The sequence below is a fragment of the Nocardia sp. bgisy118 genome (assembly GCF_057708605.1).
Genome location: NZ_JBYISM010000002.1, coordinates 122,851 through 136,278, shown reverse-complemented (window position 1 = coordinate 136,278; position 13,428 = coordinate 122,851). Strand labels below are relative to the sequence as shown.

Sequence of the window (13,428 nt, the reverse complement as noted above, 5' to 3'; positions counted from 1 at the left end):
CGCCTTCCGACCCCCGAACCAGCGATACCGAAAGGCCTACACAATGACCGCACCGACGCTGGATGTCTACCTATCCGACGACGATCTGACCGCAGCACTGCGATCCGACGCCAGAAGCGGACTGACCGCCGATCCGAAGTGGCTGCCGCCCAAATGGTTCTACGACGCCCGCGGCAGCGAACTGTTCGAACGCATCACCGAGCTGCCCGAGTACTATCCGACGCGCACCGAACGCGCGCTGCTGGAACGGGTCGTCGACGACATCGCGCGGACAGCGCAAGCCGAGGTCCTCGTCGAACTGGGCGCGGGCTCGGCGGCCAAGACCCGCCTGTTGCTCTCCGCGTTGAGCGCCGAGGGACCGTTGAAGACCTATGTGCCGCAGGATGTCTCGTCAGCGGCGCTGCGGGCGGCGGCCGAACAGGTCGCCGCGGAGTTCCCCAGGCTGGCCGTACACGGCGTGGTCAGCGATTTCACCGACACGCTGCACAACCTGCCTGGCGGCGGTCGCCGCATGATCGCCTTCCTCGGCGGCACCATCGGCAATCTGGTCCCCGACGAGCGCGCCGAATTCCTCGCGGGCATACGGGAGGTGCTCGAGCCGGGTGAGCAGCTGCTGCTCGGCGCCGGGCTGGTCATCGAACCCGAGGTGCTCGTACCCGCCTACGACGATGCCGCCGGGGTCACCGCCGAGTTCAATCGGAACGTCCTGCACGTGCTCAACCAGCGGCTGCGCGCGGACTTCGAGCCCGAGAAGTTCACGCACGTCGCGCTGTGGGACGCCGAGCGCGAGTGGATCGAGATGCGGCTGGCGGCGACCGAGGACATGACCGTCACCGTCGCCGACCTCGACCTCACGGTGCACTTCGCGCGCGGCGAGCAGCTGCGCACGGAGATCTCCGCGAAGTTCCGGGTCGACGGACTCGACGCCGAACTCGCGGCCGCGGGTTTCCGCACCGAGCGGGTGTGGACCGATCCCGACGACCGCTTCGCCTTGGTGCTCGCGGCGCGGATCTGACCCCTACGCGTTCGCCGGGCCGACGATCGCGGTCAGCCGATCGATGAACGGCCGCATCGTCTCCCATGCCTTGCGCACTTCCGTCGCCGCGCGTGGCGTCTCCAGCCATTCGGGGGCGCCGAACTGGCGGCTGCTGGTCAGGGACTTGTGGCGCAGCAGATCGAGGCGCGGGTGGTCCGCGTCGTAGCCCTTGGGCTTGGTCTTGAGCTTCTCCCCACCGATGGTGAAGCCCGCCTTGGTCAGCTTGGCGAGGATCTTCTCGAGCTCGGGGCCGCGCACGTCGTCGTCGATCGACGTGCGCAACTGCGCGACCTGCGCGGGCGACCCGGAGTAGAAGCCGCCGCCGACGAAGAGCCCGGCGGCGCTGATCTGCACGTACCAGCCGACGCCCGGCGCGGTGCCGACCACCGCGCCCTGCGCGGTCTTGTACGGGGACTTGTCCTTGGCGAAGCGCACGTCGCGGTAGGGGCGGAAGATCTTCGCGGATCCGAAATCGGCTTCCAGCTCCGCGGTGAGCGCGACCATCGGCGCGCGCACCGACTCCTCGTACACGGCCTTGTGCGCGTTCCAGAACGTCTTGGAGTTGTCGGCCTCCAGGTCCTCGTAGAAATCCAGCCCGACCAACGGAAACCCACCGAAACCACTCATAGCCGAGAACTTACGACGGGACACCGACTCAATTCTGGTCGGGGACCATCTCGGTGTTCAGCACGACGAAGCTCAGGATGAGTCCGGCGACCAGCGCGACACCGGAGGCGATGGCGGCCCAGCGGCCCAGCGGCTCGCCCTTGTTGTGGCCGAGGATGCCGAACACGATCCCGGCCGGGCCGAACAGGATCGGGCACAGGAACAGCGCCAGCGCGGCGCAGACGAAGCCGATGATCGACATGGTCTGGGTGCCGGGTTTGCGCGGCTGCCCGGTGTCGTAGGGCTGGCCCTGCTGCGGGTAGGAAGGGTAGCCGCCCTGCGGGTAGCCGCCGCCGTACGGGGGCTGCTGCCCGTACGGGGGCTGGGGCTGCGCCGCGGGGTAATCGGCTTGGCCGCCGGGTGGATAGCCGGACTGACCGGCGCCGGGGTACTGGCCGGAACCGGGATAGGGAGGCTGTTCGCCTGAGGGATAGCCGGGCTGTCCGCCGGACGGGTACTCGGGCTGACCCGCTCCCGGCTGATTCCAGCCCTCCGGCCCGGTCGACTGCGGTGCCGCGCCCGTCACGGGCGGTTCCGCCGCGCTACCGGACGACGAGGACTCCCCGCCGCCCGGGGACCGCTTCGACGGCTGGGTCGTCTCGCCGGGGAACTGCTCGGACGATGCGGGCGTCGCCCACTCGGTGCCCGTCGGCTGGGGTTCCTCCGCCTTCTTCGACAGCGAGGGCGGGGTCGCGGATTCCTGCCCCGACTGCGGTGCGCTGCCGGTCGGCGGTGTCTCGGACGACTCGTCGGGATTCTTCGGTGTGGTCATCAGCGGCCTCCTGGTCGTGTTCGCCTCGCCAACCCCCGGGTACCACGTGATCGAGTTCTATCACCGAAAGGCGCAGGTACGCCTGACGGGCGGGTGTAGTCCGTCCTCTGCCCCGCGCGCACGGCCGAGCAGTGACTCAGGAATCGGAATCCTCCAGATCGGAATTCTCCAAATCGGAATCCTCGATGATCCCCATCGCCGCCTCCTCGGCGGGCAGCGTGGATTCGGCCGCGTCTTCGGCGCGCTGACGGCGGCTGGTCCAGCGCTGGTCGAGGTCCTCACCGATGCCGAGCCTGCCGTCGTCCTCGCTCTCCCGGTCGCGGATGGTGAGGTTCTCGGGCGGGTTCTCGATATAGCGCTCGTATGCGCGGATCTCGTCTTCCTGTTCGTCGTCTCCCATGTCCAGCGGGTCGCGGTTCATGGGTCCCAGTATCGTCCCGCCGGTCCCGGGGCGGGGCCAACTCGACGCCAGGAATTCGCGGAGCGGCGAGCGCGCGTCAGGACGAGACGCTCGCGATTCCGATCACGAACACGACCAGCAGGATCGCCAGCACCAGCACGACGGCGTTCGCGATGGCCGCCCATTTGCCGAGCGATTCCCCCTTCGAGTGACCGACGAAGCCGAGAATGATGCCCGCGGGTCCGGTGAGCAGGATGGGGAAGAAGCAGAGCGCGGTTCCGATCAGACTCAGGCCGAGGCAGACGAAGCTGATGATCGACAGCGTCTGCGTCTGAGTCGGCGCGTAAGGCCCATATGGTGCGTAGCCGCCGGACTGCGGAGCGGCCGGGTACGCCGGAGCCGCCGGATAACCCGGTGCGGCCGGATAGGCGGGCGGGGCAGGGTAAGCGGGCGCCGGGGGATACGCGGGAGCGGCGGGGTAGGCGGGTGGTGTGTCGTACGGGCTCGGCTGCTGCGGATAGCCCGTGGGCGGGGTGCCCGTGGGAATGCCGTCGACGGGGGGATAACCGTAGACGCCACCGGCCGGATACTGCGGAGGCGCGGGCGGCTGATAGGCGGGCGGTTCCGGCGGCTGATAGGCCGGCACCTCAGGTGCGCTCGCCGAACCGGGTTGGTACACCTGGGTTTCCGGCGCGGTGCTGGAACCGTATCCCTGCCCCGGCTGGTACACCTGCGTTTCCGGGGCGGTGCCCGCACCGTATCCCTGCCCCGGCTGGTAGACCTGGGTCTCCGGCGCCGTGCCCGGCTGATACACCCGGGTCTCCGCCGAACGGGCGTCGTCCTGCGCCCCTGCCTTACCGAAGTCGATGCCGGGTCGCGGTTCCTGCGGCGTGGTCACGGTGCCCCCCTCTAGGTATTCGATTGCCCCACATGGGTATCACGTTCGGCCGACCATCTCCAGCGCGTTCACCCTGCCGACGAGACGACGACGGCCCGGGCGCAAAGCCCGGGCCGTCGTCGGTTGGCTAGAAGATCGTCACGCGTTGCCGTTGAACAGGCCGGTGACCGAACCGTTCTCGAAGACCTCGCGGATGGTGCGGGCCAGCAGCGGCGCAATGGACAGCACCGTCAGCTGCGGGAACTTCTTGTCTTCGGTGATCGGCAGGGTGTTGGTCACCACGACCTCGCGCGCACCGCACGCGGTGAGGCGCTCGGCGGCGGGGGAGGAGAGCACGCCGTGCGTCGCCGCGATGACGACGTCGCCCGCGCCCGCCTCGCGCAGCACGCGCACGGCCTCGGCGATGGTGCCACCGGTGTCGATCATGTCGTCGATCAGGATGCAGGTGCGGCCGTCCACGTCACCGACCGGACGGTGCGACTTCACCTGGTTGGGGACCAGCGGGTCGCGGGTCTTGTGGATGAACGCCACCGGCGCGCCGCCGAGGGCGTCGGCCCACTTCTCGGCGACCTTCACGCGGCCCGCGTCGGGCGAGACCACGGTGATGTTGTCCAGGCTGTAGTTGGCGCGCACGTGCTCGGAGAGCTGGAACAGCGCGTGCATGTGGTCGACCGGGCCGTCGAAGAAGCCCTGGATCTGGTCGGTGTGCAGGTCGACGGTGATGATGCGGTCCGCGCCCGCGGTCTTCAGCATGTCGGCGACCAGGCGGGCCGAGATCGGCTCGCGGCCGCGGTGCTTCTTGTCCTGGCGCGCGTACGGGTAGAACGGCAGCACCGCGGTGATCCGCTTGGCCGAACCGCGCTTGAGCGCGTCGATCATGATGAGCTGTTCCATCAGCCACTGGTTCACCGGCGCCGGGAAGCTCTGCAGCACGAAGGCGTCCGAACCGCGGACGGATTCCTCGAAGCGAACGAAGGTCTCGCCGTTGGCGAAATCGCGGGCGATCTGGGGCGTGACGTGGACGTCGAGTTCCTTGGCGACCTGCTCGGCCAGCTCAGGATGGGAGCGTCCCGCGAAGAGCATCAGGTTCTTCTGGTTATCGATCCATGACGCGGTCACTGCTGTTTGCCATCCTTTTGCTCGATTGCCTGACCCGACATCTCGTCGGCCGCGATGGCTGCCGCCGCCGCGATCGCCGCCGCGGTCCCCGGCCGGTACCGCTGCACCCAGTTCTCAATATTGCGCTGTGCTCCACCCGATACCGCGAGCGCACCCGGTGGAACGTTTCTGCGCAGTACAGTACCCGCCGCCGTATAAGCGCCGTCACCCACGGTCACCGGCGCGACGAACATGGTGTCGCTGCCGGTGCGCACGTGCGAACCGACCACGGTGTGATGCTTGCGCACGCCGTCGTAGTTGACGAAGACGCTGGAAGCGCCGATGTTGCTGTGCTCGCCGATCGTCGCGTCCCCGACGTAGGTGAGGTGCGGCACCTTGGAGTGCGCGCCGATGGTGGCGTTCTTGGTCTCCACGAAGGCGCCGAGCTTGCCGGAGTCGCCGACCACGGTGCCCGGCCGCAGGTAGCTGAACGGTCCGATGGCCGCGCCCGGCCCGACGGTGGACTGCTCGCCGTGCGTGCGCACCACTGTCGCGCCGTCGCCGACCACCACGTCGGTGAGCGTGCTGTCGGGTCCGATCTCGGCGTCCTCGCCGATCACCGTCGCGCCGAGCAATTGGACGCCGGGCCGGAGCACGGCGTCCCTGCCGATCCGCACGCTCGCGTCCACCCAGGTGGTAGCCGGATCCAGAATGGTGACGCCCGCCCGCATGTGGCGTTCCAGGATGTAGCGGTTCAGCGTGCGCGCGGCCATCGAGAGCTGCACCCGGTCGTTGACTCCGGTGACCTTGGCCGCGTCCACCAGGCGGGCGCCGTGCACCGGGTGCCCGGCCTCGCGGGCCAGCCGCAGCACGTCGGTGAGGTACAGCTCGTGCTGGGCGTTGGCGGTGGACAGCCTGCCGATCATGGTGCGCAGCACCGCGGCGTCGAACGCGTACACGCCGGAGTTGACCTCGTGGATCGCGGCCTGCTCGGGGGTGGCGTCGGCGTGCTCGACGATCTCGACGACCTGACCGTCCGCGTCGCGGATGATCCGGCCGTAGCCGTTCGGGTCCTCGGGCACGAACGTCAGCACGGTGACGCCGGGACGTTCCGGGTAGCTGCGGTGCTCGTCGAGCAGCGCGGACAGCGTGTGCCCGTCCAGCAGCGGCACGTCGGCGGAGGTGACGAGCAGGTCACCGGTGAAGTCGTCGGGCAGCGAGCGCAGCGCGCACTGGACGGCGTGGCCGGTGCCGAGCTGCTCCTCCTGCAGGGCGGAGGTGATGTCGCGGCCGAGTTCGGCGGCCACCGCGGCGACCGCGGCGCCGACTTGTTCTCTGTCGTGGCCCACCACCGTGATGAGGTGCGCGGGGTCGATCTCGTTCGCCGCATGCAGCGCGTGCGCGAGCATGCTTCGGCCGGCCAGCGAATGCAGAACTTTGGGGGTCTTCGACCGCATTCGCGTCCCGGCTCCGGCGGCGAGAACGACGACGGCGGTCTGCTGTGGCATGGATCTCCCTCGGCTGCCTGTCATCGTGCTGGCTGTAACCTGCTTGGTCAGCGATGTGCGGGGCCAACGATAGTCACCGTGCCGGTGTGCTCCGCCGCCAGGACTCGAACCTGAACTATCTGAACCAAAATCAGAGGTGCTGCCATTACACTACGGCGGATCGCCACACCGGCGGACCAGATGAACCGCCGCTGTGCCTCGGCACGGGTTGAATCCTCGCACGAAGACCCGGCTCACGTCGAACCGATACCCACCCTCTGCGCGCGTGGCGCGGGTCGCCGGGCGGCCGACGACTTCGGGGGCACTCGCTGTCTGGAACAGTTGGCGTCGCGCGGTAAGGTTTTGCGCGAGGGCGTGGTACCCCGCAGACGCCCCAGGCAAACGACTGATTTCGCAAACATATGGACAATTCGCCCGGAACGCCAGGAACCCGGCACGGCCAGCTCGGTGGCCAGGCGCGGAACCGGCGAGCCGCTCACGACCGGCGACCTGACACGGAGAGGCGGAACAGCGTGTCTCGTCCGCGGATGACGGGAACTCAACGGCGCCAGCAGTTGATCGAGATCGGCAGGGCGCTGTTCGCCGAACGCGGTTACGACGCGACCTCGATCGAGGAGATCGCGCAGCGCGCCCAGGTCTCCAAACCCGTGGTGTACGAACACTTCGGCGGCAAAGAGGGCCTCTACGCGGTGGTCGTCGATCGCGAGATGTCGATGCTGTTGGACATGATCACCTCCTCGCTCACCCAGAATCGTTCGCGGGTGCGGCTGGAGCAGGTCGCGCTCGCGCTGCTCACCTATATCGAGGAACGCACCGACGGCTTCCGGATTCTGGTGCGCGACCAGGTCGCGACCACCGACGACGGCCGCTTCTCCAGCCTGCTCAACGAGGCCGTGAACCAGGTCGCGCACATCTTGGCGGGCGATTTCGAGCGGCGGCAGCTCGACACCAGCCTGGCTACGCTGTACGCACAGGGTTTGGTGGGTATGGTCTCCACGGCCGCGACGTGGTGGCTGGACGTGCGCGAGCCATCCAAAGAGGTTGTGGCAGCGCATTTGGTGAATCTCTGTTGGAACGGTCTGAGCCACCTGGAGGCCGATCCGCAGCTGAGCTCGGAATGGCCCGCGGGCGCGCCGGACTGACCGATTGTTAACCAGCGAATTGCGATGGAGGCTCGGCCGAATGCTCGAATTGACTGTCGTGCGCCCACCTGGTGGTACGGTTCACCCATCCTCTGGGTGCTGTTCGGGCGGTATGTCGGTCTTACTTCGGGATGTCGGTCTACTTCAGGATGGCTGGTTTTAGGGATGACAGGCGGATCTGATGGCTAGGCAAGCGCGCGCGGAGATCACCCGCGATTCCGTCCTTGCGGGCGCTGCCGATGTCTTTCTGCGCTTGGGATATGCGAATGCGAGCCTGAGCGAGATCATCGCGCAGTCCAACGTGACCAAGGGCGCCTTGTACTTTCACTTCGGTTCGAAGGAAGAACTGGCGCGCGCCGTCGTCGATCAGGGCAACGAGCGACTGATCAGTTCGTGCCAGGGCTTCTTCGATCCCAGAGTGCCTGCGCTGGAAGCGTGTATCGGCATCACGTACGTGGTGGCCGACCTGTCGATGAACGATCCGATGGTCGGCGCGATGCTCAAGCTCACCCACCAGATCGGCGACTACCGCGGCGCCCAGGGCGACAACATCGCCAAGACCTGGGGTGACACGTATCGCCTTCTGGCCGAACGTGCCATCGCCCAAGGCGATCTGGAATCCGACCTCGATCCCGAGGTCGTCGGCCTGCTACTGCAAGAGGTCACCGCGGGCGTGCACATCGTCGCGGTCGGCACCGAGTCGATGGACCAGATGGCCACCCGCATGGAGCGGGCTTGGTACTTCCTGCTCCCGTCCATCGTGCCGCCGGAAAAGCTTTCGTACTTCCGCGAATTCGCCGCCCGCCGCCTGCGCCGCTACGTGCCGTAACGCCGGAAGCGCAGGTGCGCAATGCGTTAGGCGCGCCGGGAATTCAATGATCGCGTGTGCCAACGGGTGTGATGAGGAGAAGCGTCCACCGCGCCGCGCGCAGACCAGCGGGCCCCTACCGGCGCGAAGCTCGTCGCGCTCGACAAGCCGCGATCGCCGGTCTCGATGCCCGCTCCGAGTCGGTTCACAACCACCGACTCCAGCGGTGGTCGTTCACACCGAAGTCTGCCCGAGCGCAGCTTCCGCTTCGACCGGAACGCGCGCTTCGCTCCCTCTCAACCACCCCGAGGGCGAGTCTTACGAGCCCGTTCGCGGCCGTCTCGCTTCCGGGCGGTCGAAGCGCATGCGACGTAGTCGCGAGTCTCGACCGCTCGGAAGCGAGACAAGAAGGGCCGCGAACCCCGCGCGCGCCAGCGCGCCGAAAACACAGCCCCGCGAACACGCGCGCGCCAGCGCGCCAATAGACTCAGTTCGCTCGAAACACCCGCTTGAGCTCAGGAGTTGTCGATGTCCACCCACCGTCCACCACTCGAAGGACTGGTCGCGGCGGCCGGAGCGGATGCCGCGCTGCGGACGGTCGCCGAGCTGATCGGGAAGTCGTCGGTCGAGTTGGTGGCGCCTTCGGCGGTGCGCCCGTTCGTGGCCGCGACGGTGGCGGCCAAGCGGCCGCTGGTGGTGGTGACGGCGACGGGCCGGGAGGCCGACGATCTGACGGTCGAGTTGCAGGAGATTCTCGGCGAGACGGTCGCGCAGTTCCCATCGTGGGAGACCCTGCCGCACGAGCGGCTGTCGCCGGGCGCGGACACGGTCGGGCGCAGGCTGGAGGTGTTGCGCAGGCTAGCCCTGGACTACGGCATCGCGGAGCGATTCGATGAGGGGCGGTGGTCGGGCGACGGGCGGGCGGACCCGGTGTTCCCCGAGCCGTTGCGCGTGGTGGTGACCACCGTGCGTTCGCTGATGCAACCGATGGCGGCCGGGCTCGGCGACATCGAGCCGATCGTGCTGCGGGTCGGCGCGGAGTTCGATTTCGACGAATTGCTCCTTCGCCTGGTCGAATTCGCTTACACCCGGGTGGACATGGTGGGTAAGCGCGGCGAGTTCGCGGTGCGCGGTGGCATCCTCGACCTGTTCCCGCCGACGGCCGACCATCCGGTGCGCGTCGAGTTCTGGGGCGACGAGGTGACCGAGCTGCGGCCCTTCGCGGTCGCCGACCAGCGCTCGCTCGGCGATCTCCCGGTCGACGTGGTGGTCGCGCCGCCGTGCCGGGAGCTGCTGCTCACCCCCGAGGTGCGGGCGCGGGCGGCGGAGGTGGCCGAGGCGAACGCCGCCGACGCGGCGCTGGTCGAGATGCTGGAGAAGCTGGCCGAGGGCATCCCGGTGGACGGCATGGAGGCGCTGCTTCCGGTGCTGCAGCCCGGTGAGCTGCGGTTGCTGACCGAGCAGCTGGCCGAGGGCACGCACGTGCTGCTGTGCGATCCGGAGAAGATCCGCACCCGCGCCGCCGACCTGGTGCGCACCGGGGAGGAGTTCCTGGAGGCGTCCTGGACCGCGGCCTCGTTCGGCGGCGCCGCGCCGCTCGGCGGGAACGGGCTCGATCTGGCGGCTTCCTCCTACCGTGCGCTTTCGGAGATTCACGAGAGTGCCGACCGGAACGGTCTGCCGTGGTGGAGCCTGAGCCCGCTGGAGTCGGGCGATCCCGCGGAGGTCGTGCTTCCGGTGCTGGCCGGTCCCGCGGCCCGTGGCTCCGACGAATTGGTGGCGACGATCTTCGCCTCGCTGCGCGCGCATGTGGCCACCGGCGGGCGCGCGGTGGTGGTCGTGGCCGGTCACGGTACCGCGCAGCGCGTGCTGGAGCGGCTGGCCGACGCGGACGTGGCGGCGGCGGCATTGGACGCGGGCGCGGAGCCGACCGCGGGCGTCGTCGGCGTGCTGTGCGGTTCCCTGCACGACGGCTTGGTGTTCGAGGACGCCGGGCTGGTCGTGGTCGCCGAGTCCGATCTGACCGGTAACCGGGTCACCGCGCCCGCCGAGGGCAAGCGGCTACCCGCCAAGCGGCGCAATCAGGTGGACCCGCTCGCCCTCAACGCGGGCGACATGGTGGTGCACGACCAGCACGGCATCGGCCGGTTCGTGGAGATGATCGAGCGCACCGTGGGCGGCGCGCGGCGCGAATACCTGGTCATCGAGTACGCGCCGAGCAAGCGTGGCCAGCCCGGCGACCGGTTGTTCGTGCCGATGGAGTCGCTCGACCAGCTCTCGCGCTATGTCGGCGGCGAGATGCCGAGCCTGTCCAAGCTGGGCGGCTCCGACTGGGCGAACACGAAACGCAAGGCGCGCAAGGCCGTTCGCGAGATCGCGGGCGAGCTGGTGCAGCTCTACGCGGCCAGGCAGGCGGCACCGGGGCACGCGTTCGGCGCGGACACGCCGTGGCAGCAGGAGATGGAGGACGCGTTCGCGTTCACCGAGACGGTCGATCAGATGACCGCCATCGCCGAGGTCAAGTCGGATATGGAGAAGCCGGTCCCGATGGACCGCGTGGTCTGCGGCGACGTCGGCTACGGCAAGACCGAGATCGCGGTGCGCGCGGCGTTCAAGGCGGTGCAGGACGGCAAGCAGGTGGTCGTGCTGGTGCCGACGACGCTGCTGGCCCAGCAGCATTTGCAGACGTTCACCGAGCGCGTCGCCGGGTTCCCGGTCACCGTGAAGGGTCTGTCCCGGTTCACCGATCCCGCCGAATCGCGGGCGGTGCTGGAGGGCATGGCCGACGGCGCGGTCGACATCGTGGTCGGCACCCACCGCCTGCTCCAGACGGGCGTGCGGTGGAAGGACCTCGGCCTGGTGATCGTCGACGAGGAGCAGCGCTTCGGTGTCGAGCACAAGGAGCACATCAAGGCGCTGCGCACGCACGTCGACGTGCTGACGATGTCGGCGACCCCGATCCCGCGCACCCTGGAGATGAGCCTGGCGGGCATCCGCGAGATGTCGACCATCCTCACTCCGCCGGAGGAACGGCACCCGGTGCTCACCTACGTCGGCGGGTACAACGAGAAGCAGGTCACCGCCGCCATCCGCCGCGAGCTGCTGCGCGACGGCCAGGTGTTCTACGTGCACAACCGGGTGTCTTCGATCGACAAGGCGGCCAAGCAGATTCGCGATCTGGTGCCGGAGGCGCGGGTGGTGGTCGCGCACGGCCAGATGAACGAGGACATGCTCGAGCAGACCGTGCAGGGCTTCTGGCAGCGCGAGTTCGATGTGCTGGTGTGCACCACCATCATCGAGACCGGCCTGGACATCTCGAATGCCAACACCCTGCTCGTGGAACGCGCCGACGCGCTCGGCCTTTCGCAGCTGCACCAGCTGCGCGGCCGGGTCGGGCGCAGCCGGGAGCGCGGCTACGCCTACTTCCTGTATCCGCCGGAGAAGCCGCTCACCGAGACCGCCTACGACCGGCTCGCCACCATCGCGCAGAACTCCGACCTCGGTGCGGGCATGGCGGTGGCCATGAAGGACTTGGAGATCCGCGGCGCGGGCAACGTGCTCGGCGCCGAGCAGTCCGGTCACGTCGCCGGCGTCGGCTTCGACCTGTACGTGCGCCTGGTCGGCGAGGCCGTCGAGGCGTATCGCGCCGCGGCGGACGGCAAGCCGATCACCACCGAAGAGGTCAAGGAGGTCCGCATCGACCTCCCGGTCGACGCGCACATCCCGCCCGATTACATCGCCAGCGATCGGCTCCGCCTGGAGGCGTACCGCAAACTCGCCGCCGCCCAGGATGATCCGGCCCTCGCCGCGGTGATAGAGGAACTGGTCGACCGCTACGGCCCGCTGCCTGTCGAGGTGGGTCGCCTGGTGTCGGTGGCGAAGCTGCGGCTGGTGGCGCGGGAGTACGGCGTCACCGAGATCGCCGTCACCGGAACGACTTTGAAGGTCTCGCCGCTGCTGAATCTGCCCGACTCCAAGCAGTTGCGGTTGAAGCGGCTCTACCCCAGCGCGGGCTACAAGGCGGCCAGCGGCGTCGTGCAACTGCCGCTGCCCAGGGTCGAGGACAGCGTCGGCGCCGATCGGGTCCGCGATGTGCAGCTGTTGCAGTTCGTCGCCGACCTGCTGCTCGCGCTGGACGGAAAGGCGCAGGGGGCAGTGGATCTCACGGTGGACACCGAGGCGACGGCGGCTCGATGAGTACTCCGGACGGCGCCGCCGGGGTGGGCCCCGGGCCCTCCGCGTCGGGCAACGGCGCAGCGGAGAGCCGAGATTCGTCGCGGTCCGCAGGCGACGTAGCACTGGTGGCCGCGGGGTTGGCGGGGGCCGTCGAGGTCATGGACCGGCTCTGGAACTTCGGTGGCTGGGAGGTCACCCAGACCCACGACTCCCTGCGCCCCTACCTGCTCGAGGAGACCTACGAACTCCTCGACGCCATTCAGCACGCGGATGCCGAGACCATCAAGGAAGAACTCGGCGATCTGCTGCTCCAGGTGCTCTTCCACTCCCGAATCGCGGAAGCCGCAGGCGAATTCACCGTCGACGACGTCGCCGCCGCGCTGGTCGCCAAGCTCGTCAACCGCAGCCCGCACCTGATCGACTCCGGTATCGCCCCCGACGCCACCGTCGAGGAGAAGATCGCCGCACAGGAGCGGGCCTGGGAAGAACGCAAGTCCGCCGAGAAGTCCCGGCGCTCCTGCCTCGATGGCATCGCCATGGCTCAGCCCGCCCTCGCCCTCGCCGAGAAGATCATCGCCCGCAGCACCAAAGCAGGCCTCCCCGACGACCTGATCCCGCCCGACCTGCGCGTCGTCCACCTCGGCGGCCCCGACAGCGCCGAAGAACGCCTCCGCAAGGCCACCCTGTCCTTCGCCGCCGCCATCCGCACGGCCGAAGACGCCGCCGAGTCCGCCCGCGGCTCCCGCGACCCACTCGACCCTGCGGATTGGCGCCACTACTGGCCACGCTGACGAACGCGCGAATCGCTGGAACCCGGCGGGTCGCGCGAATCCGATGGGTAGCGTCGTCGCCGAGCCTGTCCGATGCAGTGGTTATTCTTAGCTTGGCAGGCAGTTGTGACCGGGCCGAGGCGAAGGGTGGTGG

Annotated in this window: 11 protein-coding genes and 1 tRNA gene; 5 read left to right on the top strand and 7 right to left on the bottom strand. The window is 68.8% G+C overall.

Annotated elements, in window-relative coordinates; genetic code table 11:
- Positions 1-43: 43 nt before the first annotated feature.
- On the top strand, positions 44-1,015 hold the full coding sequence (gene egtD / locus AC3EO7_RS02880; protein WP_431964827.1) for an L-histidine N(alpha)-methyltransferase: 972 nt from the start codon (positions 44-46) through the stop codon (positions 1,013-1,015).
- Between the two features lie 3 nt (positions 1,016-1,018).
- Here egtD and AC3EO7_RS02875 read toward each other — a convergent pair whose 3' ends face one another.
- The 7 genes from AC3EO7_RS02875 to AC3EO7_RS02845 all read right to left on the bottom strand — a co-directional run bounded on the left by AC3EO7_RS02875 (position 1,019) and on the right by AC3EO7_RS02845 (position 6,538).
- Entirely contained in the window at positions 1,019-1,663 is a 645-nt protein-coding gene (locus tag AC3EO7_RS02875; RefSeq protein ID WP_431964825.1) for a DUF2461 domain-containing protein, read from the bottom strand.
- A gap of 28 nt (positions 1,664-1,691) precedes the next feature.
- Positions 1,692-2,474 (bottom strand): hypothetical protein, encoded by a 783-nt coding sequence (locus AC3EO7_RS02870; protein ID WP_431964823.1) that lies wholly within the window; start codon positions 2,472-2,474, stop codon positions 1,692-1,694.
- 136 nt (positions 2,475-2,610) lie between these two features.
- Positions 2,611-2,895, bottom strand: a complete 285-nt coding sequence (locus tag AC3EO7_RS02865; protein ID WP_431964821.1) for a hypothetical protein — start codon at positions 2,893-2,895, stop codon at positions 2,611-2,613.
- A gap of 76 nt (positions 2,896-2,971) precedes the next feature.
- Positions 2,972-3,772 carry a hypothetical protein gene (locus AC3EO7_RS02860; protein WP_435590375.1) on the bottom strand — a complete coding sequence of 267 codons (801 nt, stop codon included), beginning with the start codon at positions 3,770-3,772 and terminating at the stop codon, positions 2,972-2,974.
- Between the two features lie 138 nt (positions 3,773-3,910).
- Positions 3,911-4,891, bottom strand: a complete 981-nt coding sequence (locus AC3EO7_RS02855; RefSeq protein ID WP_431964817.1) for a ribose-phosphate diphosphokinase — start codon at positions 4,889-4,891, stop codon at positions 3,911-3,913.
- Complete coding sequence (glmU, locus tag AC3EO7_RS02850) at positions 4,888-6,378, bottom strand: bifunctional UDP-N-acetylglucosamine diphosphorylase/glucosamine-1-phosphate N-acetyltransferase GlmU (protein WP_431964815.1); 1,491 nt, start codon at positions 6,376-6,378, stop codon at positions 4,888-4,890. Before glmU ends, AC3EO7_RS02855 begins: the two co-directional genes overlap by 4 nt.
- An 89-nt stretch (positions 6,379-6,467) precedes the next feature.
- A tRNA-Gln gene (locus AC3EO7_RS02845) sits at positions 6,468-6,538 on the bottom strand.
- A 367-nt stretch (positions 6,539-6,905) separates the two neighbouring features.
- On the opposite strand from AC3EO7_RS02845, the gene AC3EO7_RS02840 reads away from it, so the two are divergent.
- From AC3EO7_RS02840 to AC3EO7_RS02825, 4 genes are all read left to right on the top strand, one after another.
- Positions 6,906-7,520, top strand: a complete 615-nt coding sequence (locus AC3EO7_RS02840) for a TetR/AcrR family transcriptional regulator (protein ID WP_431964813.1) — start codon at positions 6,906-6,908, stop codon at positions 7,518-7,520.
- A 181-nt stretch (positions 7,521-7,701) separates the two neighbouring features.
- Positions 7,702-8,349 (top strand): TetR family transcriptional regulator, encoded by a 648-nt coding sequence (locus AC3EO7_RS02835; protein ID WP_431964811.1) that lies wholly within the window; start codon positions 7,702-7,704, stop codon positions 8,347-8,349.
- A 507-nt stretch (positions 8,350-8,856) separates the two neighbouring features.
- Positions 8,857-12,525, top strand: coding sequence for a transcription-repair coupling factor (gene mfd, locus AC3EO7_RS02830; protein WP_435590374.1), 3,669 nt, complete (start codon positions 8,857-8,859; stop codon positions 12,523-12,525).
- Positions 12,522-13,295: a nucleoside triphosphate pyrophosphohydrolase gene (locus AC3EO7_RS02825; protein WP_435590373.1), complete on the top strand. Its 774-nt coding sequence runs from the start codon at positions 12,522-12,524 to the stop codon at positions 13,293-13,295. Before mfd ends, AC3EO7_RS02825 begins: the two co-directional genes overlap by 4 nt.
- Positions 13,296-13,428 lie beyond the last annotated feature (133 nt).